Source organism: Enterobacter sp. FW301-JW81 (assembly GCF_058788735.1).
This window is the reverse complement of record NZ_JBYTBA010000001.1, coordinates 672,403-698,500: the sequence shown is the minus strand read 5'-3', so window position 1 is coordinate 698,500 and position 26,098 is coordinate 672,403. Positions and strand designations below refer to the sequence as shown.

19 protein-coding genes and 1 pseudogene are annotated in these 26,098 nt (G+C 50.3%); 14 read left to right on the top strand and 6 right to left on the bottom strand.

From position 1 onward, the window contains the following. Window positions 1-17: 17 nt before the first annotated feature. Window positions 18-8,600 carry a glycoside hydrolase family 94 protein gene (locus tag AC3WOK_RS03335; RefSeq protein ID WP_492353926.1) on the top strand — a complete coding sequence of 2,861 codons (8,583 nt, stop codon included), beginning with the start codon at window positions 18-20 and terminating at the stop codon, window positions 8,598-8,600. 17 nt (window positions 8,601-8,617) lie between these two features. Here AC3WOK_RS03335 and AC3WOK_RS03330 read toward each other — a convergent pair whose 3' ends face one another. Then, complete coding sequence (locus AC3WOK_RS03330; RefSeq protein ID WP_039262743.1) at window positions 8,618-8,851, bottom strand: hypothetical protein; 234 nt, start codon at window positions 8,849-8,851, stop codon at window positions 8,618-8,620. Between the two features lie 152 nt (window positions 8,852-9,003). Here AC3WOK_RS03330 and AC3WOK_RS03325 point away from each other — a divergent pair, with 152 nt between their 5' ends. Continuing rightward, window positions 9,004-9,180: a YnfU family zinc-binding protein gene (locus tag AC3WOK_RS03325; protein WP_217498535.1), complete on the top strand. Its 177-nt coding sequence runs from the start codon at window positions 9,004-9,006 to the stop codon at window positions 9,178-9,180. Between the two features lie 536 nt (window positions 9,181-9,716). Then, window positions 9,717-10,625 carry a kdo(2)-lipid IV(A) palmitoleoyltransferase gene (gene lpxP, locus AC3WOK_RS03320; protein WP_492353925.1) on the top strand — a complete coding sequence of 303 codons (909 nt, stop codon included), beginning with the start codon at window positions 9,717-9,719 and terminating at the stop codon, window positions 10,623-10,625. Window positions 10,626-11,274: 649 nt separating this feature from the next. Here the strand turns inward: lpxP and AC3WOK_RS03315 are convergent. The 4 genes from AC3WOK_RS03315 to AC3WOK_RS03300 form a co-directional block, all read right to left on the bottom strand. Beyond that, entirely contained in the window at window positions 11,275-11,961 is a 687-nt protein-coding gene (locus AC3WOK_RS03315; protein ID WP_492353924.1) for a replication protein P, read from the bottom strand. Further along, complete coding sequence (locus tag AC3WOK_RS03310) at window positions 11,958-12,875, bottom strand: phage replication protein O (protein ID WP_492353923.1); 918 nt, start codon at window positions 12,873-12,875, stop codon at window positions 11,958-11,960. Before AC3WOK_RS03310 ends, AC3WOK_RS03315 begins: the two co-directional genes overlap by 4 nt. An 84-nt stretch (window positions 12,876-12,959) precedes the next feature. Further along, complete coding sequence (locus AC3WOK_RS03305) at window positions 12,960-13,511, bottom strand: toxin YdaT family protein (RefSeq protein ID WP_492353922.1); 552 nt, start codon at window positions 13,509-13,511, stop codon at window positions 12,960-12,962. A 2-nt stretch (window positions 13,512-13,513) separates the two neighbouring features. Beyond that, on the bottom strand, window positions 13,514-13,741 hold the full coding sequence (locus tag AC3WOK_RS03300; RefSeq protein ID WP_084832179.1) for a transcriptional regulator: 228 nt from the start codon (window positions 13,739-13,741) through the stop codon (window positions 13,514-13,516). A 72-nt stretch (window positions 13,742-13,813) separates the two neighbouring features. On the opposite strand from AC3WOK_RS03300, the gene AC3WOK_RS03295 reads away from it, so the two are divergent. From AC3WOK_RS03295 to tus, 11 genes and pseudogenes are all read left to right on the top strand, one after another. After that, entirely contained in the window at window positions 13,814-14,227 is a 414-nt protein-coding gene (locus AC3WOK_RS03295; protein ID WP_040022230.1) for a helix-turn-helix domain-containing protein, read from the top strand. Window positions 14,228-14,376: 149 nt separating this feature from the next. Then, the gene (locus AC3WOK_RS03290) at window positions 14,377-15,486 is read left to right on the top strand and encodes a ParA family protein (protein ID WP_070533033.1); all 1,110 of its coding nucleotides are present in this window, start codon (window positions 14,377-14,379) and stop codon (window positions 15,484-15,486) included. 307 nt (window positions 15,487-15,793) lie between these two features. Next, a pseudogene (locus tag AC3WOK_RS03285) lies at window positions 15,794-15,949 on the top strand (hypothetical protein); the annotation flags it as partial. Then, window positions 15,942-16,106, top strand: coding sequence for a YdaE family protein (locus AC3WOK_RS03280; RefSeq protein WP_252051917.1), 165 nt, complete (start codon window positions 15,942-15,944; stop codon window positions 16,104-16,106). The pseudogene AC3WOK_RS03285 and the gene AC3WOK_RS03280, both read left to right, overlap by 8 nt. A gap of 140 nt (window positions 16,107-16,246) precedes the next feature. After that, the gene (locus AC3WOK_RS03275; protein ID WP_492353921.1) at window positions 16,247-19,384 is read left to right on the top strand and encodes a RecE family exodeoxyribonuclease; all 3,138 of its coding nucleotides are present in this window, start codon (window positions 16,247-16,249) and stop codon (window positions 19,382-19,384) included. Between the two features lie 9 nt (window positions 19,385-19,393). Then, window positions 19,394-20,479: a RecT family recombinase gene (locus AC3WOK_RS03270; RefSeq protein WP_492353920.1), complete on the top strand. Its 1,086-nt coding sequence runs from the start codon at window positions 19,394-19,396 to the stop codon at window positions 20,477-20,479. A gap of 38 nt (window positions 20,480-20,517) precedes the next feature. Next, on the top strand, window positions 20,518-20,760 hold the full coding sequence (locus AC3WOK_RS03265; RefSeq protein ID WP_020882485.1) for a DUF4060 family protein: 243 nt from the start codon (window positions 20,518-20,520) through the stop codon (window positions 20,758-20,760). A 64-nt stretch (window positions 20,761-20,824) separates the two neighbouring features. Further along, complete coding sequence (gene xisR / locus AC3WOK_RS03260; protein WP_047647992.1) at window positions 20,825-21,040, top strand: excisionase family protein; 216 nt, start codon at window positions 20,825-20,827, stop codon at window positions 21,038-21,040. After that, a complete protein-coding gene (locus tag AC3WOK_RS03255) occupies window positions 21,040-22,320 on the top strand; it encodes an Arm DNA-binding domain-containing protein (protein WP_492353919.1) in 1,281 nt (426 codons plus the stop codon). The genes xisR and AC3WOK_RS03255 overlap by 1 nt, the downstream gene beginning before the upstream one ends. 29 nt (window positions 22,321-22,349) lie before the next feature. Further along, window positions 22,350-23,648 (top strand): two-component system sensor histidine kinase RstB, encoded by a 1,299-nt coding sequence (gene rstB, locus AC3WOK_RS03250; RefSeq protein WP_492353918.1) that lies wholly within the window; start codon window positions 22,350-22,352, stop codon window positions 23,646-23,648. 73 nt (window positions 23,649-23,721) lie between these two features. Next, the gene (tus, locus tag AC3WOK_RS03245; RefSeq protein WP_059312005.1) at window positions 23,722-24,651 is read left to right on the top strand and encodes a DNA replication terminus site-binding protein; all 930 of its coding nucleotides are present in this window, start codon (window positions 23,722-23,724) and stop codon (window positions 24,649-24,651) included. Here the strand turns inward: tus and fumC are convergent, their stop codons facing one another. Next, on the bottom strand, window positions 24,652-26,046 hold the full coding sequence (gene fumC, locus AC3WOK_RS03240; protein ID WP_059312006.1) for a class II fumarate hydratase: 1,395 nt from the start codon (window positions 26,044-26,046) through the stop codon (window positions 24,652-24,654). Between the last annotated feature and the right edge of the window lie 52 nt (window positions 26,047-26,098).

The following is a 26,098-nucleotide window of genomic DNA, read 5'->3' as shown; positions in this document are numbered from 1 at the left end:
AGCAAAAGAGCAACCCAATGAAAATGAAACCTATTGCGTGGTTTAAGCGTTCTCGTATTCTGCCCGAAGGCAGCGCACACATATCAGCCCCAGCCAACGATTCGGGAGGAGAAAACTATTTACGTTCGGAACTTTTTTCTACCCCTCAGTTAGAACGCTTTGGAAGAAAACTGGCTCGTACGCACAAATTGTCTCCGGAAATACTCCCGTACTACCTTCTTAAACGACTAACTGACAATGAAACGATAATTACGCGATGTTGCTATCTACTCAATGCAGGAAAAAAAACGAGTATCATGCCCGCAGGTGAGTGGCTTCTGGACAACTATTACCTGATTGAAGAGCAGATTCGCATGGTACGCCAGCACTTACCGAAAAGCTTTGGTAAGGGTCTTCCGGTACTAGCCTATCCACATAGATGTCCCAGAATTTATGACTTAGCCTCAGAGGCCATAGCGCATGGCGACGGACGCTGGGACACCAGCAGCCTTACCAGTTATATTTCCGCATATCAAGAGGTGACACCTCTGACGTTGGGGGAGATATGGGCTTTGCCAGGAATGCTGCGTCTAGCGCTGATAGAAAACCTGCGTCGTGTGAGCAACGAAGTGACCCAGGCCCAGCAGGAGCGAAATCTTGCAGATATGTGGATAACGCGGATTTTTGATTGTGCAGAGAATGCTCCCGCCGACCTAATTTTGATTGTTGCCGATATGGCGCGTAATCATCCTCCACTGAGCAGTGCCTTTGTCGCTGAAATGGTTCGTCGTCTGCAGGGACATGGCAATGCTCTTGCACTCCCTCTGAATTGGATTGAACAACGTCTTGCAGAGCAAGGTGTTACAACTGAGGTCCTGATTCATCGCTTCAATCAGCAGCTTGCCGCCAGCCAGCTTTCCGTCAGTAACAGTATTTCGGGTTTACGTCTGCTGAGTGAAACGAACTGGTCTGATTTTGCAGAGACCATCAGCGTAGTCGAGCAAACTTTACGCCTTGACCCAGCTGGTATATATCCTCGCATGCACTTCGACACCCGAGATCATTATCGCCATGTGATTGAAACGCTTGCCAGGGATGCGAGCTTGAGTGAACTGGAAGTTGCAAACCGCGTGTTGGCAATGTCTTGCGAACCGAGTCTAGATCCTGAGCACCGACATATCGGTTATTTTCTGCTTGGGGGTGGAAGGCCACAACTCGAACAACTGTTGTCAGTTGAAAGGTCTCTATTGAAATGGCTGCGGCAGAGTATGAATAAATCGCCCCTTCTGTCATGGCTTGGTAGCCTGAGTCTCTTGACCACGGCCGCTACGGCTACCATATTGTATGAAACTGCACTACAGGGGATATTCTGGCTGCTCATCCCCCTAGCACTCCCCCTTATTGTTGCCATTAGTCAACTCGCCAGCGATATGCTTAGCGAAGCAACGACACGCTTTCGTATTCCCAGACCTCTGCCGCGGATGGACTTTTCAAGTGGGATACCTGTTGAATATGCCACAATGGTTGCGATCCCTTGCATGCTGACAAGCTATGAAAGCCTCAGCAAACTTCTCTCTCGCCTGGAAGTCTGCAGCCTTGGCAATCAGGATGAAAATCTCTGCTTTGCACTTCTTACCGATTTTCCGGATTCATCAACTGAGGATACCGAGGAAAACACTGTCCTTTTAAGGCAAGCGATTGCTGAGACGCAGAGACTTAATCGACGCAACCCTAGCGGCCGATCTCGATTTTATCTACTGCACCGCCAGCCGGTGTGGAACGATTCGCAGAGAATCTGGATGGGATATGAACGCAAGCGGGGCAAACTAGCTCTTCTTAACAGCTGGTTACGTCAACCGGGAACCCAGTTTTCGAGCGTTGCAGGCTTTCACTCGCAGGCTTTGCCCGGACGGATTAAATACGTCATCACTCTTGACAGTGATACGCTCCTTCCTCGCGATACCGCCCATAAACTGGTGGCCACAATGGCGCATCCGTTGAATAAACCAGAATATGATCCAACGTTCCAACGAGTCGTTAAAGGGTACGGAATTTTACAGCCAGGCTTAGCAGAGGAAATGCCTCTTTACGGTCAGGGGCGCTACGCCGCCATGCGCAGCAGCGTCCCGGGTAATAATCCCTATTCGATGATGTCTTCAGATATATATCAGGATCTTTTTGGCGAGGGATCGTTCGTAGGCAAAGGTATCTATGATGTAGATATTTTTGTCCAGTCCACTGCCAACGTCTGTCCGGAAAATCTCGTACTCAGTCACGACCTGCTCGAAGGATGTTACGCCCGCTCTGGTCTGCTGAGCGACGTTTTACTTTACGAACAATATCCAACTAATTATATCTCAGACGTCGCACGTCGTACGCGCTGGATACGCGGAGATTGGCAACTGCTCAATTGGTTAAGGGTTCGGGTCAGAAAAGCTGACGGAAGCAGGGAAAAAAATCCATTGTCCATCCTTTCTCGTTGGAAATTATTGGATAATCTCCGACGCAGCCTGGTAGCGCCGTCGATCATGCTGCTTGTATTGAGCACGCTGCTCTGGCTCCCCAACCCTTTATACTGGTTTAGCGTACTTACGCTAATATGGTTTCTTCCTGCGGCGCTTAGCATAGCATGGGATCTCGTTCATAAACCGCACCGCCGTCCCCTTAAACAACATCTGCAACTGGTCTCAGCTGGAGCCTTGAAGCGCATTTTACGTATCGGTCTCACGATTATGATACTACCCCACGAGGCCGGTTACTCATTATACGCTATTGGAGTTACGCTTTGGCGACTTGGTGTAAGCCAGCGTAACCTCAACCAATGGGTAAGCTATAACCCAGATAACTACCAATCCAGTATCTCTGTTTTAGGTTTTTATCGGGAAATGTGGCTGAATGTTGCCTGCGGTCTGAGTCTCACATCACTAGCATTGATGTTTGATCCGCTGATGCTGTTCATCGCATTGCCCATTAGCGTCGGGTGGTGCATAGCCCCCATTATTATGGCTTGGCTGAGCCGCCAACCCGCGCGTAAGCCCTTTTTGCCAGATCATAAACAGAAACTTCTGCTGAGACAGACAAGCCGAGAAATATGGTCTTTTTTTGAGACCTTCGCCACAGCGAAAGAAAATTGGCTCCCCCCCGATAATTATCAGGAAATACCGCAGCCGACAATCGCGCACCGTACATCCCCTACCAACATTGGGTTATCACTACTGGCTAACCTTACTGCCTGGGATTTTGGCTATTTGCCAGGCGGCAGCGTCTTACAACGCATAACGCTCACGCTCGACTCTCTTGATAATATGGAACATTTTCGTGGTCATTTATATAACTGGTATGACACTCAAACACTTGCGCCGCTCAGTCCGCGTTACGTATCAAGCGTGGATAGCGGTAATATGGCTGGACATCTATTGACTCTGCGTGAAGGGTTATTAGCCATGCGAAACCAGCCGATTTTGAATGGCAGAAGAATACTTGCAGGGTTAAACGATACATTAGTTCTTCTTGAAAAACACTGGGGGCCAGGGGCACCGGATACGCTTAAAGTGCTTCAAAAGCAGTGTTTCAGCTCAGTGGAACTTCCTGCGGGAGCTCTTTTCAGCGAACTTAAAAAAATGCGTACTCAGTGCAAACATCTTACCGCTGCGAGTCAGCAGGAAGGTGATCTTGTGGTGCGCTGGGCCGAGCATCTAGAGTATCAGTTGGTTGAATTATGCCACGAATGGTCACATCTACTCGCGTGGTTACCCCCTACATACCCAAGCGAGACATTGCCAACACTAAGCTGGTTGGCGCAGAGTACCGATACCGGAGAAGGAACGCCTCCTGCATCAGTTATTACTCACGCCCGTTTGCGGCTGGATATCATCAGCGAACTTGAAAAGAGGTTAAATGACCATGCGCGAATGGATTTTGCCTTTCTCTACAGCGAAGCTACCAGCCTGCTCAGTGTCGGATATAACTGCGACACAAATACCGCCGATAAAAGCCACTATGACCTTCTGCCCTCTGAAATCAGGCTGACAAGTTATCTCGCTATCGCGACAAATCAGCTTCCGATGAAAAGCTGGTATGCGTTGGGAAGGTTGTTCACCAATATCGACAATGAAACCTCGTTGATGTCATGGAGCGGCTCAATGTTTGAATACCTGATGCCGAATCTTGTGATGCCAAACTGGCGCGGCAGTTTGCTTGATGAAATGGGCAAATCCGCGGTGAAACGTCAGATTAACTGGGGCAAGGAACGTGGCGTACCATGGGGCGTTTCTGAGTCCGGCTATCATGCATTTGATGTCCAGCGTAATTATCAGTATCAGGCATTTGGGGTACCTGGACTCGGTCTTCGCCGAGGACTAGCGGACGATATGGTAGTCGCGCCGTATGCAACACTACTGGCTCTGCTCGTTTACCCCCAGAAGGCCTGCGAAAACTTACTTAGACTGGAGCAGAGCGGTGCACATGGCGAATACGGGTTTTATGAAGCGCTGGACTACACACCATCACGGCTTGCTACCGGGCAACTGTACGCGGTTGTACAGTCCTGGATGGCACACCACCAAGGGATGGGATTCCAGGCGCTAGCGCATATCCTGCTTGATGCCCCAATGAACGAGCGATTTATGGCAAGCCCCACCTTTATGTCGGCGAATCTTCTATTGCAGGAACGCGTCCCGGATGCAGTCGATCTTTACAGCCCTCGCCGTCATTTTGAATCCCATGAAGGAAGGGTTAAACCGGTGCGATATGAACCGAGAGTTTTCAGTCATGTAGACAGCCCTACTCCGGAAATACAGCTGCTCTCAAATGGGCATTACCACTTGATGCTGACGCCAGGTGGTGGAGGATACACTCGCTGGAATTCGATTTCAGTTACCCGCTGGCGCAGCGATACAACCCGTGATAACTGGGGATCGTTCTGTTATATCCGTGATCCGCATACGAATGAGGTATGGAGCAATACTTGGCAGCCCATGGGCGGAAATGCGAACAGCAGCGATGAGATAATCTTCACCGACGCAGGCGCAGAATTCAGGCGTACCTTCGGAGCCCTTAGCGTTAGGACACAGGTTGTGGTTTCCCCGGAGGATGATATAGAGCTGCGGCGTGTCACCCTGGTACACCATGGCCGTCTACCGCGAACGCTCGAGCTAACAACGTATGCTGAAGTGGTGATTGCTCCAGAAACCAGTGATCTAGCGCATCCGGCATTCAGTAATTTGTTCATCGAAACTGAGATTGATCACAGTCGGGACGCTATTCTTTGCCATCGACGACCGCGTTCTCCAGATGATCCGAGCCCATTTCTGTTTCACATGATGGTGGTGCATAGCAATGATCATAATGAAGCCTCGTTTGAAACAGACCGAGCTAAGTTTATTGGAAGGGGCAGAAGTCAGGCTGATGCCGCTGCTATCTATGCTAACGGGCCGCTCAGCAATACTTCCGGTGCCGTGCTGGATCCTGTCCTAGCGATCCGACAAGTTGTGAGACTCATGCCAGGTATTCCGATAACGATTGATATCGTTTATGGCATCAGTGAGAGCCGTCAGCAAAGCAAGGCATTATTGGAAAAATACCGTGATTACCCAATCGCTGAGCGTGTTTTTGAGCTTGCCTGGTCGCACAGTCTGGTAGTGCTAAGGCAGATAAATGCCAGTGAAGATGACGCAACGCTGTTTAACCGACTCGCTAGTGCTGTGCTCTATCCCTGTCACGAACTACGCGCCGACGATCAAGTCATAAGCCGTAACCGCCGCGGTCAGTCCGGACTGTGGGGCTGGGGTATTTCAGGTGATTTACCGATTGTACTGCATAGCGTGACCAGCGATGAGAGTATGACCTCTATCACTACACTGATTCAGGCTCATCGTTACTGGCGGCTAAAAGGGCTTGAAGTGGATCTTGTTATCCTCAATAACAGCGCAGGTGGCTATCAGCAGGCCCTTCAAACACTGATTATGGATTTAATCTATGCCGGTTCAGAAGCCAGCCTGCTGGATAAACCGGGCGGCATTTTTGTCCGTAACGGGGAGCATTTGTCTTCTGAAGATAAGCAATTGTTGATGAGCGTTGCATGTATGTATCTTGACGATCGCGCCGGCGGGCTAAACGAGCAACTTAATCAGCGGCTCCACTCGCCAATTAAACCGCAAAGGCCATTTGTATCTTTTGTCACTGAGGGAAGCAATCGACAGGAAGACTGGACGCCGCATATAGAACATCTGTTCAACTTCAATGGGCATGGAGGGTTTTCAGAGGATGGACGGGAGTATCAGATTATCCTGAAGGAAAATGTTCCAACGCCGGCCCCTTGGTCAAATGTGCTGGCAAACTCCTGTTTTGGTAGCGTCATTTCAGAAGCCGGACAGGCTTACAGTTGGTATGAGAACGCTCATGAATATCGTTTAACTCCCTGGGAAAACGATCCAGTAAGCGACCGTAGCGGTGAGGCTTTTTATATTCGTGATGAAGAGAGCGGAACGGTATGGTCACCCACGACGTTACCTGTACGTGGCCGCGGGGATTATTTAACCCGTCATGGTTTTGGCTACAGCGTATTCGCGCACCGCGATAGTGGTATAGATAGCGAGTTGACAATACTGGTTGGCGAACACGATCCTGTTAAGTTGGCACTTCTGACGCTTAGTAACAATTCGGGCCGCACGCGCAAATTATCGGTCACAGGGTACGTAGAGTGGACGCTTGGGGAATCACGCTCGCGTTCTGCTCCCCATATCGTTACACATACGGTGGTCGTGCCGGGTGGTAGTGGAGTTACAGCAAATAACTTTTACGGAGCTAACGGCGAAGGACGCATTGCATTTTTCGCTGTCAACGATCCTCATTGTTCGTTGACAGGTGATCGCCGAGAGTTTATTGGCCGCAATGGCTCTTTGCAAAAACCGGCCGCAATGAAGCTTCGCAACTTATCGGGAAATACGGGCGCTGGTTTGGATCCATGCGGTGCAGTTCAGTCTGTTACCACCCTAATTGACGGTGATCAGAAGACCTTCATTTTTGTACTCGGCAGCGAGGAAAACTCCGCCCGAGCTCAGACTATACTCGATCATTATTTGGATGAAAATATCGTTCGACAGGAGTTGGACAATGTCCATCGTCACTGGCACCGCATGCTGGATAAGATAGTGGTCAATACACCAGACCATTCAGTTGATAAGCTAGTTAACGGTTGGCTTCTATATCAGACAATGGCCTGTCGTCTCATGGCGCGCAGTGGTTATTATCAATCGGGTGGCGCATTTGGTTTTCGCGATCAACTCCAGGATACATTAGCACTGACCCACGCTGCACCGGAACGCCTGCGCGACCAAATATTACTATGTGCGTCAAGACAGTTTATTGAAGGCGATGTGCAGCACTGGTGGCATCCACCTCACGGTAGCGGCGTACGCACGCGATGTTCAGATGATTTTCTCTGGCTCCCGCTCGCCGTCAGTCACTACGTCGACACTTCTGGGGATATCGGAATACTAGAGCTGATGATTCCTTATCTGGAAGGACGTCAGCTCCAGCCTGGAGAAGAGTCCGTTTACGATACACCACTAATCAGCCACACCGAAGAGACGCTATGGCAACACTGCGTTAAAGCCATTAAGCATGGGCTTCGTTTTGGACAACATGGTCTGCCGCTAATGGGCGCTGGCGATTGGAACGATGGGATGAACCGGGTCGGCATCGAAGGAAAAGGTGAAAGCGTTTGGCTCGGGTTCTTCCTGTTCGACATTTTAAAGCGTTTCGCGACACTCGCTGAGCGTCAGCAAGATAAGCTTGTAGCATCGCTGTGTCGCACGGAGGCGGAACACTTGCAAAAAAATCTGAATGCGACAGCCTGGGACGGGGAATGGTTTCGGCGTGGATATTTTGACGATGGAACGCCTTTAGGATCCAAAAGTTCTCAAGATTGCCGGATTGATGCAATAGCTCAAAGTTGGTCCGTTTTATCCGGTGCGACAGACTGTGGACGTGCCGGTAAATCAATGCAAGCTCTGGACAAGCATTTGGTAAACTCCGAATCCAGGTTGATAAAGCTACTTTCGCCTCCATTCGATGGACACGGACCAAATCCCGGTTACATTCAGGGTTATGTGCCTGGTGTGCGTGAAAATGGCGGGCAATATACTCATGGTGCTATCTGGGCCGTGATGGCATTTGCCCGAATGGGAAATGCAGAGCGTGCGTGGCAACTCTGGTCTCTGATCAATCCAATAAACCACACGTCTACTGACGAAGAAGTTGCGATTTACAGAGCAGAACCATATGTAATGAGTGCAGATGTTTACAGCATCGCGCCACATACTGGACGTGCAGGTTGGAGTTGGTACACCGGATCAGCGGGTTGGGCCTATCGTCTTCTTACAGAAGAATTGATGGGCATAAAACGTTCCGGTGATGTCTTGACCATACATGCCCTGTTACCTGCAGAGTGGGAGTCTTTCTCTCTGACATATAAACATGACGAAAGTTATTACGAGATTACCATTACACGTGGCAACGGCGAGTATCAGGTCATACTAGATGGTATCGAACTGTCTGATGACCGAATACCTTTAAAGCAGAATGGTCAAAGACACATAGTAGAGATCACTCAGAACTAAGGGATCTTAAGAGCGCATTAACGTCTACCGTTAATGCGCTGATTGTCTCTAAGCACTTCAATCGCAGTCTGCATAGCAACTTTATCATCACGTCTTTTTTGCTTACCTTGCATGACTTGAAGGTACTCGAGCAAGGTACGTGTATTAATCGGCCTTCCCTGTTTACCCACAGCAAGCACAGCTTCACCTAAAATAATTTTTACTGGTGGCAACTGCGCTGGGTACCAGTCAAGAGTGTCTTCTGATTTCATCATAAATTTCTCATGGAAGGATATTGTAACATAAATCAAACAGTTGCTTTCTAAAAACTCATATTTTATTCAGCAATAAATATTCATAACTTAACCCGATAATTTATATTTTAAAGCGTATAATAAATATTATATTTTTCAGAGGTTATTTTATGTCATTTACAGAAGGACTTAGACATTTTAAAGAAAGACCGGTCCATGTTGCTTGCCCGGTATGCGCATACAGAGCCAATCAGAAAGCAGGTAAACTAAGAAAAAATGCTATTCTGGAATGTCCTGCCTGCGGACTGTTGTTCAGGCCATCAGAATGCTGGTGCATCGGCGGATGATCATTTCCTCCAACTTAACTGATATCAGTAAATGCCAACATTCCTTTTATTGTATAGTAGTAGAGGGCATTATGATGAAAGATAAAAAATCTGTTTTTATTGAAGGAGATATTCTTTCGAACAGCTGTCATGGACAGATCGGACAACATTTCTGTATCCACAGAGTGAGATTTAGCAATGGTAAATATGCAATTGTTCGGGAAGCATCAGGGAGATGTTTCAAGCCAGGCGAAGTTATTCAACGAAATGATTGCAATTGGTTTTATAACTTAATCCCAATTCGTCTTCTATCTTTTGAGTATGTTGGGGAGGATGAATCCAGAAGGCAATTCCTCGAATATCATTAACAACCCACTGAGTCTTATAGAAAAAGTATTTTTTCGCCTCACTAAACCATTTAGTGGGCATCCTCTCCCACACGCAATCTGCCCCCCTGAATTCAGAAGAAACTCAATTATCTAAATGAAACGTTCCACTGAAAAAAACTCTTCAAATTATCCATGTGCATTACAACCTTCATTAGCTTAGGGAAATTTATGTCACAACTATTTACATACAAATTACTTCATCCCCGCCACTGGTTTTCCTGGGCTGGCTTGGCACTTCTGTGGGTTATAGTCAAACTTCCTTATCCGGTTTTATATTCTCTTGGTTCCGGACTTGGAAAAATCTCCAGGCCCTTTTTAAAACGTAGAGAAAGTATAGCGATTAGGAATATTGAACTCTGTTTTCCAGATATGACTCCGATTGCCCGAAGCCAGATGATAAATAATAACTTTATTTCTCTCGGGCTGGGACTGATGGAAACTGGCATGGCCTGGTTCTGGAACGATGTGAGAGTCAAAAAGTGGTTTGACGTAGAAGGGATTGAAAACTTGGCTAACGCAACCGGAGGGGTAATGGTTGTCGGGATTCATTTCATGTCCCTTGAACTATGCGGAAGAGTAATGGGGTTATGCCATCCAATGATGGCAACGTATCGGCCGCACAACAACCCATTGATGGAATGGGTTCAGACAAAAGGACGTATGCGTTCAAATAAAGCTATGATTGATCGACGTAATTTATCTCGCTTAGTTCATGCACTCAAGGCCGGTGAAGCTGTGTGGTTTGCACCAGATCAGGATTACGGACCTAAGGGCAGCGTTTTCGCACCCTTTTTCTCGGTAAAAAAAGCAGCCACAACGAACGGAACGTACGCACTTTCAAAACTTGCTGGAGCAAATTTGATCACACTTAGCATGATTCGACGGAGCGATAAAAAAGGTTATCATATGTATATCAGTAATCCATTGTTAGGATATCCTGAGGACGATAATATCGCTGCAGCTGCTTATATGAATAAAATCATCGAGCGTGAAATCCTCCGCGCCCCTGAGCAATACCTGTGGATGCATCGAAGGTTCAAAACGCGCCCAGAAGGAGAAGACTCTTTATACAAATGATTTTTTCACAGAATTATTCAAATGATTGTCCAGTGGACCTTTCTCAACACCACTCGCACCTCATGATAGCTTTCATCCGTTCATATTCCGTCCTTAGCAATTCAGAGGTGTAGGATCCAATAGAGCGGCCAAAGCTAGGATTTCGTACTGCCTAATCCTCAAGATAAAAAAGGTCCCATGGGAAAAGTGATTAATATGATTGAGTTATTAGACAACTATTTCTCCGCGCATCAGTCACTTCAGCTACGCTTTATGTGTTCAGCAATGAGCATGTGGTATAAAAATCTCTTTCGGCTCAATAGCAGTAGCGCTCACGCTTGCATCCCCTTTCCCCTTGCCAGGTTGATTCTGTCAACGCATTCCCTCAATGCTTTGACTTGCTCCGAAGAGAGTTCAGTTTCATCAATGGTGGCCAGAAGAGCGTTGAGGGAGCGCTCAATATCGTTTTTAATTAGCCGTAAACAGATAGTCTTAACCCAACGTGGCGATAATTTGCTGAGGCCGATTGCTCTCGTGATTCTTAATCTCATTTTGATACCTCTTTGTCGCCAGAGGAGGCGACTTGTTACTCGGTTATAACACTCGATGGAGATAAAGCCTTTAACTCATTCGTGTGCGGTACGAGTCTTCAGAATCTTTGCTGGCACACTTACCCCCTCCCACCAGCCTTCATCCGGTCATATTTAGCCTTCAAAAGCTCCGCTGGCGTTGGCCCCTTCTGAACCACTGGCGGGGCCAACGCGCGCCGAACAGGCGGGATTGGCTTCCCGGCCAGCACCCGCTTTTCCCACATACCCAGAATCTCGCCAGCCTCACGCTCGAGCTCTTTATGGCTCAACTGCCCATCAGTTCCCCGGCGCCGCAGTTCGAGGCATATATGGTAATAAACTGGCTTCGGCCACGGATAATGCTCACTGCTCGGGTACCGAAACACCAGCTTGCGCCACTTCCAGTACTCAGCCATAACGTCAGCAGTGGTGATCCCCAGCACGCAGTGCCCTTCCCTGCACCACTTGATGAACTGGCCTGGCGAAGGCAGGAATGGTCGCTCCTGACGGCGCACCATGCGCATGCCGGCTTCAACCTGTTCCAGGGTGGTGATCCCGTTTTCTTTAAAGGCCAGCACCCACTGACGGCGGATCTCGTTCACGTCTTCCTGGCTGCGATTAACCAGGCTTGCCGGAAACGCAGCCGCCAACTGTACAAACAGCCCGTTGATAATCTGCGCTACCTGCAGTGTGTGCTCACGTTCGCTGTACTGTTCGGGCATTCCATGTGCCACACGCCGGGCCTGTTCCCGGTCAAAATTCCGAATGCTCTCGGCTATGTTTTTCATTCCAGCACCCCGTCAATCCAGTCGGTGTTATGCAGGTCGATGGCGCCCCGGGTAGGTTTTACCGTTCCGGTTGCGCGCAGCCGTTTGGTGGTGAGCTGATCCCACTGCTTGCGCAGACTCGAAGGGCTCAGGATGTTGTCTTTCCAGAACTCGTCCCGGTTAGCCCACTGGAACAGGTTACAAATTTCGTAGTGCGTGCGCTTGTCCTGGACACGCATCAGCCTGATGGTATTTGCCCATTCAGCCCAGTTGGGTTCGGATAGAGATGCGTTGACGGTGAGAAGCCTGTCGTAAATCCAGCGTGCGGCCTTGAGGTCGTCAGCGGAGCCCCATGATTTACCTGCCGGGGTGTATATCCCGGCGGCAGCTTCTGGATGGCGTGAGAGAAACTTTTCAGTTCTCTGGTTTCGGGATTCGTCAGAATTCCGAGACGAGGATATTTTAATATTGTTCTTGTTATAGTCTTGGGTGTCTACCGTTTCCGGGAAGGTTTTTCCCGTTTTCGGTAACACTTTTCCCGATTTCGGGAAGACTTTTCCCGTTTTCGGTTTGTCTAAAATCCAGGCGGAAAGGTCAGTATTTATACCGACCGTTTTCATCACACCCTGCTTCTGACTGAAAATAATTTTGCGTTCGGCGAGTGATTTGAGCACATCAGAAACATGCGAATCACTCAACCCTGTAAGCTCAGCGATCACCGTGTTCGTAACGCGGTCCTGTTTCTTGTTCCAGCCGTAGGTAAGCCAAATCACCGCCTCAAAACACTGCCACTCCCGTCCTGACATTCTCAGACGAGGCTTGAGCTGTTGGATCTCGTTAGCGACCTTGGTATACCCGTTCGACAGGTCGGCCATACGACCTCCCGGTTGTTCAGTTCTGTGGGGGAAATTGATAATTTCAGCTGTGTTTGACATACTTAGCTCCGCAATTACACTCCGTTTTTGCACCTGAAAGCCGTTGGTGTTTGAGCACCGCGGCTTTCGCCTTTTCTGAAGTCTTCACATTGCCCCCAGCATGGTTGTGACCATCGCCAGCAGCGGCGCCGTAAGGTCCGGATCGATCCTGAACATTTCGAAAATCCCCTCGCCTAACTCCTTCAGTTTTTCCTTCTTCGGTGCATCGAGCATCAGAGCTTGCTTCGCCTCACTTACCTCTTTTTCCAGCCGGGCCATTCGGTAAGCAAACGAGTCGTTCTTTACGACACGGTCGCGGTATCGAAGCGGCAATACAGACATGATCGCGGGCACCAGCTGTTCGACGTTCTTTCGGTACGATGCGGACTCTTCTTTGTTGTCGAGCCAGCGGAACAGCTTCACGTTCCAGACATCTGCCTGGCCAGACACATCCACGCCATCAAGTTGGAGTTCTTCCGCCGCTTCTTGGATTTGAAGCGCAACAGCTACGCGCCCTTCTGCCGCTGCCCACGCCCGGACTGCAGAACAAATATCGCGATGATCAATATCCTGCGCTGCCGATTCGCTTTGATGACACTGGAATATCAGGGGATTAGAGGAAGCTCTGCTACTCTGTTGAAATGAAACAGTTTGCATAGTTAAGGCTCCTGTTTAGGTAAACCGTCTGTTGGGTTTGGGTAGAGATCTGGGCGTAGTTCATGCGGAGTTACGCCTGTCATTTTGAAAATGGGAAAAATGAAATGCGGGGGTACCACCCCGTGATCACGATTCTTCCAATGGCTTACGGACATACTTGTTACTCCAAGTGCAGTGCTTAGTTTCCTGGCAGACCCAGCAGCTCTAATTGCTTTATCAAGTGCGGACATTTTCTTTACCTTCATAATAAAAGCCAGAGTAAACCACAGATTTACACTCAATGCAAACCCGGAGTGTATTGCATGTATAAACCAAATATTTACAATGCCGATATGAGAAAAGAAGAACCCAACTTAGTATTGGTGGATCGCCTCACAGAAATCACTAACCGAGGCATCACCAAAGCAGATATGGCGCGCATAGCCGGAGTCACTCCTCAGGCCGTTAACGGCTGGTTCAAAAAAGGCGTAATTAGTAAGAAATCCGCACTTGCTATTGCAGATTCAGTAGGAGTATCGGTTGCCTGGCTTCTCGGTGAGGACGTCGGCGAAAAAAATGGCATCAAACCTGACGAACAACGATTGCTTGAGCTCTATCGCCAACTGCCTGAAGAAGAAAAGCAAAATATGCTTCGCATCTTTGCGCTTCGTCTTAAAGAACTTGATGAATTGTATGAGAAGTATATGAAAGGCCGTTTAAGAAATAATGGAGAGTGATTAACAACCTTCTATGTAGATGTCACTGATTACTCCAAAACAAACAAACACTTGAATGTCATTGCTTTCAACGTTGTCGAGATATTCCAAGCAGTGAATCGCTTCATCTGAAAAATAGATTGTTTAGTGATATAATTAAGGAACTAATTATGGCTACACAGCGTACTTCTGGAGATGTGACTTTGCCTAAGTCAATTTGTTTTTTCAACCACAAGGGTGGAGTAAGTAAAACGACTACAACCTTCAATCTAGGATGGAGCATTGCAAGCAAAGGCAAGAAAGTCTTAATGGTTGATTTGGATTCTCAGTGCAACCTAAGTGGAATGGTTCTGGGTTTTGAGAAAATGGACGAAGGCCTTGAAAGCTTTTACGAGAGTCGTGAAAACTTGACGATGGGACCAATTGTCGATTACCTCATAAATGGTGGTCAACCGGAGACTTATCTTTCCCAAGATAAAGGAAAGCTAACTCCAACATTAAATGATAATCTTTTCCTTTTACCGGGGCATTTAAGCGTCTCGGATCTTGACTCGCAAATCAGTGTTTCCCTTAAAATCGCTGCAGGTATCCCTGCAACAAGAAATATTCCTGGCAACCTTCCTAAACTGTTGCAACTTGTAGCTGCGCATAATGAAGTTGATTATATTTTGTACGACCTTAGCCCGAATGTTGGCGGTTTAAATGAAGTAATGCTTATGTCTAGTGATTACTTTATTGTCCCTACTGCTCCGGACTTCTTCTGCTGGCAAGCTGTAAGTTCACTTTCAACTAATATACTGAAATGGTATCGTGAAATCCGTAATTTCAAAGAACAAAATGAATCGCATGCAAGTGCAGCCAGGTCGATTGGAAACAGTCCTAAATTCTTAGGGACGATCCAGCAAAGATATCGACCTCGTAACGGATCTCCAGCGAAATCCTTTGAGAAATGGATTGATAACATTAGCCAAGCCGTGGATAACATTTTGGTTCCTCAGTTAACAGAATTAAACTGTGTTATGCCAAGAGAGAAAGTACAAGAGGCGTTAACTCAGACTGAATCAGAATTAGCGGCCTATAATCTGGCCCATATTTCTGACTTCAACTCGTTGATAGCTATTAGCCAACGTTTATCAACACCTGTGTTCTCGTTAACGAATCAACAAATTGCCGAAGCAGGTCAATTTGGTCATGCATTAAACACCATGCGGGAAAGCCGTGACCAATTTGCTTATCAGTTCGACAAGTTAGCCGACCGTATTCTTATTCTCACTGCATAATTTACTAACCCGGCCCAGGCCGGGTTTTTTTTACCCTGAACCGCTAAGCAAAATCCATCCCTCATTTCCTCCCTCCTGAGCTCAATATCTTTTGCCTTCCTCATATCGTTATCTTCACAAAAATCGAAATGTAAACTGTAGATTTACACCCATGACAAACTTGTGATTGACACAATTGTAAACCAGTGATTTAATCAATGTCACCAAGACGCACTACAAACCACCAAGGCAGGACGCCCACGAAGTAGCCGCCGATGGCATACGAATAGTCGGATGAGGTGGAGAGATTAACGCGCATCAGGTGTAAACGTTCCGCTGGCCGGCGATAAGGCAAACGAGGGTGAGAATGATTGATTTCGCGCGCAAACCAGGACGGCAGCAAGCCGTAAAACTGAACTTCTTCGAGGTGATTCTTCGCCGCTTGTGCTACCTGCTGGCGCAAAAGGGGGATCCAGATGTGTAACTCAAAGAAATGCGGGTACTGCGGCAAGCCGGTTGAACCGGAGAAAGTAGTCAAAAGTACCCTTCTCTATCGCAACGGCGCACAGCTGGCGCGTAAAGAAAAAGAATACTGCTCTGAACGTTGTGCTTCGTACGACCAGATGGCCCACGAGGCATAACGTAAAAGCCGCGCAAGGCGGCCCGTACGTCCGGTGCTCCCGACCAAAGTTACACCGGAAAACTACTTAAAAAACCAAAGTTCACCCAATGGGCGCTATCTCTGGCCCGGGGATCTTACATCCAAAAAAGAGGATCTCACATGGAATTTTTCTATGTAGTTAAGGCTACGCAGAAATCTGGCAAAGAAGACGCAGTGATTTGGTTCACTGCTAAATCAGAAGCCCGTGCCAACCTGCAGCTCGATGTCGAGCTGGAAGATGCTGGTATTGAAACCGGCCGCGGTAAGGATTACTCAAAACCGGTTCGCACCGATTTCCCTGTTTACAACGATCTGCCTGAAGAAAGCACCGTGGATTACACCTGGTGCAAACGCTACGCCCTCCAGGACGATGGTCGCACCTGGCTGCCAAAGGCAGGTGCTGAGTCAACTGGAGCCGTGGACAACACTGCTGCACCGGAAACGACTGTTAAAGTCGAAACTACCGTCGAGAGTGTCCCGCTTGAAAACCGCACTTCAGCGGTCCGTTTTGCCGTCCACCTGACCAGCGACAAATTCCAGTCACACATCACTAAAGAGCAGCAACTGGCTGCCAGCGAAATGTCACTGGATGAAGGCAACACTTATCTCCAGAACCTGCTGCTGGCGAAGAACGACATCCCTGAAATTGCCGAGCTCAGCCTGAACGCTGAGTGGAAACTGGTTCAGGCGATAAAGCAGGTCTTCGCGCCAGATGAAGCGCACGAAACTGAAATTATCGCTGCATTCATGGCTGACTGGGCGAGAGCAGACGCTGGCGAACGCAATCAGTTAGTTGAAGAGTGGAGAAGTGGAAAGCTAACTCTTCTCAAATCAGAAAACACCTGCCTCAAAGACGTTGAAACTGCCCAGGTTCCAGAACCCGGAAACGGTATTCAGATTGACGAGAATGATGACGAAACCACTCGTTATCCAGTCGTTCGTATGCCGTTCCGGAAGCAGCTACTCGCCCAGTTCACCGCCAACGAACTGCGCCACCACTTAACCCGCGAAGAATACGAAAGTATCAGTGCGCTGGAAATGGACACTGACAACAGCTATGTCCAGAACCTGCTCCTGGCGGCAGAAAACTGCGAAGAGGTTAAGGGTTACGATACCAAAGACCTTTGGCGCTATACCGACGCCATTCGCAAGGTGTTCAGTCAGGAGAAGCGTCACGAACTCGCTCTGGTACTTCGTTTTACCCGAATATGGGCTGCGACTGATTACATTGACCGTGGCATTCTGGCGCGCGAATGGGCTGCCGGTAATCGCATCAGTAATGTTCAGCGCACTGATTCTGGGACCAACGCAGACGGTGGCTATGTAACGGATCGCGGCGAAGGCGCGCATCACACTCTGGACACCCTCGATCTTGAGATCGCATGCGCCCTACTGCCTATGGACTTCCACCACTTCGAAATTCCTTCGAGCGTGTTACGACGTGCCAAAGAAATCGTGGCGAAGAAAGAAGAACCATGGAAATCATGGAGCGCCATCCTGCGTAATCAGCCCGGCATACTGGCGGTGAACCGTGCGGCAATCTTCAATCTGATCCGTATCGCACCAGAGAACATCCACCACACGCCAGCGGCTCATCGTGAGTTTGTGAGTAAAACCATGACGGCTGAATTTACCTCTGCTGTGGAGCTACTGCCGTTGCCTACTCCTGCAGTTGAGACTGAAGCTTCAGTTGAACAACCACAGGTTGAAAATCTCGGCAGTGGCGTGTTCTCCATCGATGGCCTGATTGGTGGAAATACCGAACCGGTCGTCAATACCTCCTCAAATGAAGTCGAAAACACGAAATACACAGCGGAGACCACCAGCGATGTGCAGATGGAAACGGCTAAGCCAGAGAAAGACGAAGATGTTGGTTCGGTACCACCAAGCGAAAGCACTGATGCAGCTAATACGCAGACAGATTCCCTAGCGCCGGAAGATCAGCAGTCAGAGCCCGTAATCGAATATCCGGCTTACTTCGAGCCTGGCCGCTATGAAGGTCTGCCGAATGATGTTTATCACGCAGCAAACGGTATTAGCTCAACCCAGGTGAAAGATGCCCGCGTCAGCCTGATGTACTTCAACGCGCGCCATGTGGCTAAAACTATCCCGCGCACAGCATCCAAAGTGCTGGACATGGGAAATCTGGTGCACGCCCTTGCACTGCAGCCGGAAAACCTCGAAGCAGAATTCAGCGTAGAACCTGAGATCCCGGAGGGTGCTTTCACCACCACAGCAACTCTGCGCGAGTTCATCGAAGCGTACAACGCCAGCCTGCCGGCGCTGCTGAGCGCCGACGAGATTAAAGCGTTGCTTGAAGAACATAACGCATCCCTTCCCGCTCAAGTGCCGCTTGGCGGCAGCCTGGAAGAAACGGCTCAAAGCTATATGGTTCTCCCTGCTGAGTTCCAGCGTATTGAAGAAGGCCAGAAGCAGACAGCAACGGCAATGAAGGCATGCATCAAAGAGTACAACGCTACCCTGCCGCCGCAGGTGAAAACAAACGGTAGCCGCGACGCGCTGCTCGAACAATTAGCGATCATCAATCCTGATTTGGTGGCACAAGAAGCGCAGAAACCTACACCGCTGAAAGTGTCTGGTACTAAAGCAGACATGATCCAGGCAGTTAAATCAGTTAAGCCCGATGCCATGTTCGCCGACGAATTGCTGGATGCCTGGCGCGACAACCCTGGCGAAAAGATTTTGGTTACCCGCCAGCAGTTGGCCACCGCGCGAGCAATTCAGTCCGCACTACTGGCGCACCCGACCGCGGGCATGCTGCTAACACATCCAAGCCGCGCCGTTGAAGTGAGCTATTTCGGTTTCGACGACGAAACCGGATTAGAAGTGCGTGTACGCCCTGACCTCGAGATTGAACTGGACGGCGTGCGTATTGGTGCTGACTTGAAAACTATCAGCATGTGGAACGTTAAGCAGGAAAACCTGCGCGCCAGGCTGCACCGGGAAATCGTTGACCGTGACTATCACCTCAGCGCGGCTATGTATTGCGAGACCGCGGCGCTGGACCAGTTCTTCTGGATTTTCGTCAACAAAGACGAGAACTACCACTGGATCGCCATCATTGAGGCCTCCACCGAACTGCTGGAACTGGGCATGCTGGAGTACCGCAAAACGATGCGCGCCATCGCAACCGGCTTCGACACAGGCGAATGGCCAGCGCCGATCACTACCGATTACACCGATGAACTGAACGACTTCGACCTGCGCCGCCTCGAAGCGCTGCGCGCTCAGGCTTAAGGGGGATTTATGCATAACACTAACGTTACCGTTGCTGACCAGAACACCGTTATTAACTCCAACGTGGCTTTGTTCGATTCCCAATATCTGAATGCCATCAGCACGTTCGCACAGATTATGGCGCAGGGCACTGCCACCGTTCCTAAACACCTGCAGGGCAATCAGGCCGACTGCATGGCTGTTGCGATGCAAGCGGCACAGTGGCAGATGAATCCCTTTGCCGTGGCGCAGAAGACGCACCTGATTAACGGTGTGCTCGGGTATGAAGCTCAGCTGGTTAATGCCGTCATTTCACGCAGCGGCGTGCTGGCCAGCCGTTTTGAATATGAGTGGTACGGGCCATGGGAAAAGGTTGTTGGGAAATTCCATATCCGTAAAGGCGACAAAGGCGAGTACCGCGTCCCAGGCTGGACCCTGGCTGACGAAGCCGGGATCGGCATTATTATCCGCGCAACCCTGAAAGGAGAAGATCAGCCAAGGGAACTCGATTTGCTGCTGGCTCAGGCCCGAACCCGAAACTCTACCCTTTGGGCTGACGACCCCCGCCAGCAGCTGGCATACCTGGCCGTCAAACGCTGGGCGAGACTGTTCTGCCCGGATTTGATTCTGGGCGTTTACACCCCTGATGAGCTCGATGATCGACGTGAAGAACGAGAGGTAAACCCTGCACCGGCGCAGCACGTTAGCCTTGCAGACATTTCAGGTGACAATGTCACTACCACTCAAACGGCTCAGGAATCAGCTCAAAACATCGATGCACTTGCTGATGATTTTCGTGACCGCATCGAGGCGGCTCAGGATGTGGATAGCGCTAAAGCTCTGCGCGCAGATATTGAAACCGTGAAAGCAACGCTGGGTTCTGCTCTGTTCACTGAACTGAAAAACAAGGCCGTGAAGCGTTATTACCTGGTTGATGCACGGAACAAAGTCGAAGCAGCCATTAATTCCTTGCCACCTTCAGATGAACCTGATGCAGCTGCGCGGTTCGCAGAGGTAGAGCGCGTTCTTGCATCGTCGAAACGCCATCTGGGCGACGAACTGCATGGTCAGTTCAGCATCACCCTAGCGGATATGAAACCGGAATACGTGGACTAACGAGATCGGGAGGGGAAACCCTCCCTCAAGGAGAAGAAATGCGACTGATTAATCGAGGCAGTAAGCAATCCCCTTTGGCTCGCCAGGCATGTGAAATCGCACTCGCAGCCCACCAGCAAAGATATGGTGACTATGGGCGTAGCAAGATGAAAGAGACCTATACGGTGAGAGTGGAAGGCGTGAAGGTTTGGGTTGAAGTGGTCAACTGCAAGGCAAGCTACGTGGCTACAGCAATGACCGGCATGCGCCGACTGCGTTCCCTGCCCGGCCAGGCAAACTGAAACTGAAATATCAATGACTAAAGACCGGCATATCTATACTCATGCCGGTTACCTGAGGTGAACCATGTCGCAGGTAATTTACGATTCAGAATGGGGCGTTGCTTCAAAACTAAAAGAGAAGACAGGCCTTACAGATCGTCAGATTAAAAGCTATCGCCAAACCTCCTGGGTAGAAGGTGTTCATTTTAAGAGAATCCCATTGGATGGAAGCAGCTCCGAAGAGCGAGGACTTGTCTGGTACAACATCCCAAACATTAACAGGTTTGTGAAGGAGGCATAATGGCTGCAATGCCAACGGGTGTTGAGATCCACAACAATAAGATACGAATAAGTTTCAAGTTTCAGGGCGTTAGATGTCGAGAAACATTGAAAGGATGGATCGTAAATGCTTCGAATCTCAAAAAAGCCGGGAATCTAAGGGCCAAAATTGTTAGCGAGATTCAACTGGGCACTTTTGACTACCGGGGCGTGTTTCCGGAGTCAAAGGTAGCAGCAAAGTTTTATGCATCTAAAAATATTACGACGTTCGCCGAACTTGCATCCACATGGTATGAAAACCATAAAATCGATCTCTCCCCCAATGCCACAAGAAGCTATGGGATAGCTGTAAGAACGTTAACAAAACTAATTGGCCCTGAAACGCTGGTTGCATCCATCACCAACAGCGACATTCTGGGCTGGAGAAAGGAATTACTGACTGGCGAGACTAACTATGCTCCCGAAAAGAGAAGAAATAAAACCGGCCGCGCCGTTAGAACAGTAGATTATTATCTGGCCATCCTGCGACAAATCCTCGACTATGCGGTTAAAAATAAAGTCATTTCATATCAACCATATGTCGGGATAAAAAGGCTTCGCAAAGGGCAAACAAAACCAGATCCGCTTCTGAGACATGAGTTTGAGCAGTTGAAAGAGACTGCTCCGGCTCAGCAGAAAAACATGTGGCAATTTTTTGCTTACACTGGCGTTCGGCCCGGGGAGCTTTGCGCTCTTGCCTGGGAAGATATCGATCTTAATTCCGGTGAAGCTACGATTTCACGCAATCTAACTCAGGAAGGTTTGTTTGGACCACCCAAAACCGAAGCTGGATACCGGACGATAAAGTTACTGGAGCCGGCTCTGGAGGCTTTGCGAGCTCAAAAGGAGCTAACGGGAAGTGCCCCTAAGGTACCAATCACTTTTCACCACCGGGAGTTCGGTAAAACGGAAACGCAAAAGCTGCACTTTGTGTTTATGCCTCGACCTCAGAAAGGCAAGCAAGCTGCGTACTATTCAGTCAGTTCAATTGTGTCATTATGGGATATTACGGTAAGACGATCGAGAATTCGCCGCAGACGCCCCTATCAGCTGCGTCATACATACGCATGCTGGATGTTGTCGGCAGGTGCTAATCCTGCTTTTATAGCGAATCAGATGGGTCATGAGAATGCAGAGATGGTCTTCCATGTATACTCTGCGTGGATAAATGCTCTCGATAGCGATCAGGTATCATTTTTGAATCAGCGCTTTGGCGGATATGCAAATGCCCCTATAGTGCCCCTGAAGGTAAAAACAAAGTAGTTAATTACTTGATTTCCCGGTGATATTTAATGAAAAAGCTGTTTGTGCAGTTTTATCTTTTGCTGTTTGTCTGCTTCCTGGTCATGACCATGCTGGTCGGGCTGGTGTATAAATTTACCGCCGAACGTGCGGGCAGGCAGTCTCTGGATGACCTGATGAAAAGCTCGCTGTATCTGATGCGCAGCGAGCTGAGAGAGATCCCACCCCACGACTGGGCTAAAACCCTGAAAGAGCTGGATCTGAACCTGTCGTTCGATTTACGCATCGAGCCGTTGAAAGATTTCGTGCTGGATCCGCCCGCCATGCAGCGTCTGCGCGATGGGGACATCATCGCGCTGGATGAGAAATATACCTTTATCCAGCGAATTCCGCGCAGCCACTACGTGCTGGCCGTCGGGCCGGTGCCCTATCTCTATTATTTGCATCAGATGCGTCTTCTGGACATGGCGCTGATGGCCTTTATCGCCATTTCGCTCGCGTTTCCGGTCTTTATCTGGATGCGTCCGCACTGGCAGGACATGCTGAAGCTCGAATCCGCCGCGCAGCGTTTTGGCGAGGGGCATTTTACCGAGCGTATTCACTTCGACAGCGGCTCCAGCTTTGAACGTCTGGGCGTGGCCTTTAACCAGATGGCCGATAATATCAATGCCCTTATCGCCAGCAAGAAGCAACTCATTGACGGGATTGCGCACGAGCTGCGTACCCCGCTGGTTCGCCTGCGCTATCGTCTGGAGATGAGCGAGAATCTGACGGAAGCGGAGTCTCAGGCCCTTAACCGCGATATTGGTCAGCTTGAAGCGCTGATCGAGGAGCTGCTGACCTACGCGCGTCTCGATCGTCCGCAGAACGAACTTAACCTCAGCACGCCGGACCTGCCTGACTGGCTGCAAACCCACATTGATGATGTCCAGAGCGTGAACCCGCAGCGCACGCTGTTGACCCGCGTCACGCCGGGCGATTACGGCGCGCTCGATATGCGCCTGATGGAGCGCGTGCTGGATAATCTGATCAACAATGCCATGCGCTACAGCGAAAGTACGCTCCAGATTGGCCTGGATTTGCAGGGCAACCAGGCCAGCCTGACGGTTGAGGATGACGGACCGGGGATTGCCCCGGAAGCCCGCGAAACCGTGTTTGAACCGTTTGTTCGCCTCGATCCGAGCCGCGACCGCGCCACCGGAGGATGTGGCCTGGGTCTGGCGATTGTCTACTCTATCGCGCAGGCAATGGGCGGCACGGTGCATTGCGAGGAGAGCGAGCTTGGCGGCGCGCGCTTCTGTTTTAGCTGGCCGGTATACCATAACATCGCCCTTCCCGTTTCTGCCTGACCTAAACCGCACGCTGGCCTGACCCAGCGTGCTGTGCTATATGATAAGTATGTTGTAACTAATGAGAGTGTTTATGGCAACCTACGATCTCATCGAAAGGCTGAACAGCACCTTTCGCGAAATAGAGCACGAGCTACTTACCCTGACCGAACGTTTGCAGACCTGCCGCCTGCTGGCCGCGCGCGTCTTTACCCTGCCCGACGTGGTCAAAGGGGCCGAGCACGATCCGCTGGATACCATCGAGGTGAAACAGCATATTGGTAGCGCCGCACTAGAGCTTGCGATGAAACACTATCGCCATCTCTTTATCCAGCAGCAGTCAGAACAGCGCAGCAGCAAGGCGGCCGTGCGCCTGCCTGGCGTGATCTGCCTGCAAACCGATGCCGCAGCGCGCGAGGCGCTGGAAAACCAGATTGCCCACATCAACGCCCTGAAAGCGACGTTTGAAAAGATCGTCACCGAAGAGTCGGGCCTGGCCCCTGCCGCCCGGTTTGAGTGGGTGCACCGCCAGCTTCCGGGGCTGATTACCCTGAATGCCTACCGCACGCTGACGGTACTGCACCACCCCGCCACGCTGCGCTTCGGCTGGGCGAACAAGCACATCATTAAAAACTTCACCCGGGATGAGGTTCTGGCGCTGCTGGAAAAAAGCCTGAAGGCGCCGCGCACCGTCGCACCGTGGTCGCGTGAGCAGTGGATCGAGCGCCTTGAGCAGGAATATCACAGCATCGCTTCACTGCCGGCGGATACGCGGCTCAAGATCAAGCGCCCGGTGAAGGTTCAGCCCATCGCCCGCGTCTGGTATTCCGGCCAGCAAAAACAGGTGCAATACGCCTGCCCGACGCCGCTGATTGCGCTTTATGATGCCGATAAGGGAGCCATCGTGCCGGATATTGGCGAGCTGTTGAATTACGATGCTGAAAATGTTCAGCACCGTTACAGACCTCAGGCGCAACCGCTACAGCTGATTATTCCGCGGCTGCACCTGTACGTGGCGGGATGATTATTGCAGACTGCCGACCATCGCTTCCGGGCGTACCCAGGCGTCAAACTCTACCTCAGTCAGATAGCCCAGCGCCAGGGCGGAGGCTTTCAGCGTTAGCCCCTCTTTATGCGCTTTCTTGGCAATCTCGGCGGCCTTGTCGTAGCCGATATGGGTATTGAGTGCGGTCACCAGCATTAATGACTCATTCAACAGCTGACTGATGCGCTCGCGGTTTGGCTCAATGCCCACCGCACAGTGCTCGTTAAAGCTCTCCATCCCGTCCGCCAGCAGACGAATCGATTGCAGAACGTTGTGGATCACCATCGGGCGATAGACGTTCAGCTCGAAGTTGCCGGATGCCCCGCCCATGTTGACGGCCACGTCGTTGCCCATCACCTGGCAGCAGAGCATGGTCATGGCTTCGCACTGGGTCGGGTTAACCTTACCCGGCATGATAGAGCTGCCCGGCTCGTTTTCCGGAATGCTGATTTCACCGATACCGCAGCGTGGACCGGAGGCCAGCCAGCGCACGTCGTTGGCGATTTTCATTAATGATGCTGCCAGCCCTTTCAGCGCGCCGTGGGTATGAACCAGCGCATCGCAGGTCGCCAGGGCTTCGAACTTATTGGGTGCGGTAACAAACGGCTGCCCGGTGATGGCTGCAAGCTCCTCCGCCACGCGCACCGCGTATTCAGGGTGGGTATTTAACCCGGTACCGACCGCCGTACCGCCGAGCGCCAGCTCCGCCAGGTGCGGCAGGCTGTACTCAATATGCTTCAGGTTATGTTCCAGCATTGCCACCCAGCCGGAAATCTCCTGCCCGAGCGTCAGCGGCGTGGCGTCCTGCAGGTGCGTACGGCCAATTTTAACGATATCGCGGAAGGCCTGCGCCTTCTCGTTGAGCGTGGATTTGAGCACGTTGAGCTGGGGGATAAGCTGCTCGCGGACAGCGATCACCGCCGCCACGTGCATCGCCGTCGGGAAGACGTCGTTAGAGCTCTGGCTTTTGTTCACGTCATCGTTCGGGTGAACCTTGCGCTCCATGCCGCGCACGCCGCCCAGCAGCTCGCTGGCCCGGTTCGCCAGCACTTCGTTCATGTTCATATTGCTCTGGGTACCGGAACCGGTCTGCCAGATGGCGAGGGGGAATTCGTCGGGATGCTTACCCGCCAGCACTTCGTCGGCAGCATTAATGATGGCGGTGGCCTTGTCTGCCGCCAGCAGGCCCAGATCCTGGTTTACTTTCGCGGCGGCGCGTTTGGTCAGCGCCAGCGCCTGAATCAGCGAGACGGGCATTTTTTCAGTCGAAATACGGAAATGTTCCAGCGAACGCTGGGTTTGCGCGCCCCATAGCTTGTCGCCTGGAACCTCGATTGCACCCATAGAGTCTTTCTCATGGCGTACCGTTGTCATTACTTTCTCCTTGATAACACTGTCGGGATTGCTCACATGCTTAAGGGATAAG

Coding starts and splice junctions, on each gene's coding strand:
- fumC (WP_059312006.1), bottom strand. CDS start 26,046: ATGACAACGGTACGCCATGAGAAAGACTCTATGGGTGCAATCGAGGTT.
- rstB (WP_492353918.1), top strand. CDS start 22,350: ATGAAAAAGCTGTTTGTGCAGTTTTATCTTTTGCTGTTTGTCTGCTTC.
- AC3WOK_RS03295 (WP_040022230.1), top strand. CDS start 13,814: ATGTATAAACCAAATATTTACAATGCCGATATGAGAAAAGAAGAACCC.
- AC3WOK_RS03310 (WP_492353923.1), bottom strand. CDS start 12,875: ATGTCAAACACAGCTGAAATTATCAATTTCCCCCACAGAACTGAACAA.
- lpxP (WP_492353925.1), top strand. CDS start 9,717: ATGTCACAACTATTTACATACAAATTACTTCATCCCCGCCACTGGTTT.
- AC3WOK_RS03290 (WP_070533033.1), top strand. CDS start 14,377: ATGGCTACACAGCGTACTTCTGGAGATGTGACTTTGCCTAAGTCAATT.
- AC3WOK_RS03280 (WP_252051917.1), top strand. CDS start 15,942: ATGTGTAACTCAAAGAAATGCGGGTACTGCGGCAAGCCGGTTGAACCG.
- AC3WOK_RS03255 (WP_492353919.1), top strand. CDS start 21,040: ATGGCTGCAATGCCAACGGGTGTTGAGATCCACAACAATAAGATACGA.
- AC3WOK_RS03265 (WP_020882485.1), top strand. CDS start 20,518: ATGCGACTGATTAATCGAGGCAGTAAGCAATCCCCTTTGGCTCGCCAG.
- AC3WOK_RS03315 (WP_492353924.1), bottom strand. CDS start 11,961: ATGAAAAACATAGCCGAGAGCATTCGGAATTTTGACCGGGAACAGGCC.
- AC3WOK_RS03275 (WP_492353921.1), top strand. CDS start 16,247: ATGGAATTTTTCTATGTAGTTAAGGCTACGCAGAAATCTGGCAAAGAA.
- AC3WOK_RS03305 (WP_492353922.1), bottom strand. CDS start 13,511: ATGCAAACTGTTTCATTTCAACAGAGTAGCAGAGCTTCCTCTAATCCC.
- xisR (WP_047647992.1), top strand. CDS start 20,825: ATGTCGCAGGTAATTTACGATTCAGAATGGGGCGTTGCTTCAAAACTA.
- AC3WOK_RS03325 (WP_217498535.1), top strand. CDS start 9,004: ATGTCATTTACAGAAGGACTTAGACATTTTAAAGAAAGACCGGTCCAT.
- AC3WOK_RS03300 (WP_084832179.1), bottom strand. CDS start 13,741: ATGTCCGCACTTGATAAAGCAATTAGAGCTGCTGGGTCTGCCAGGAAA.
- tus (WP_059312005.1), top strand. CDS start 23,722: ATGGCAACCTACGATCTCATCGAAAGGCTGAACAGCACCTTTCGCGAA.
- AC3WOK_RS03270 (WP_492353920.1), top strand. CDS start 19,394: ATGCATAACACTAACGTTACCGTTGCTGACCAGAACACCGTTATTAAC.
- AC3WOK_RS03335 (WP_492353926.1), top strand. CDS start 18: ATGAAAATGAAACCTATTGCGTGGTTTAAGCGTTCTCGTATTCTGCCC.
- AC3WOK_RS03330 (WP_039262743.1), bottom strand. CDS start 8,851: ATGAAATCAGAAGACACTCTTGACTGGTACCCAGCGCAGTTGCCACCA.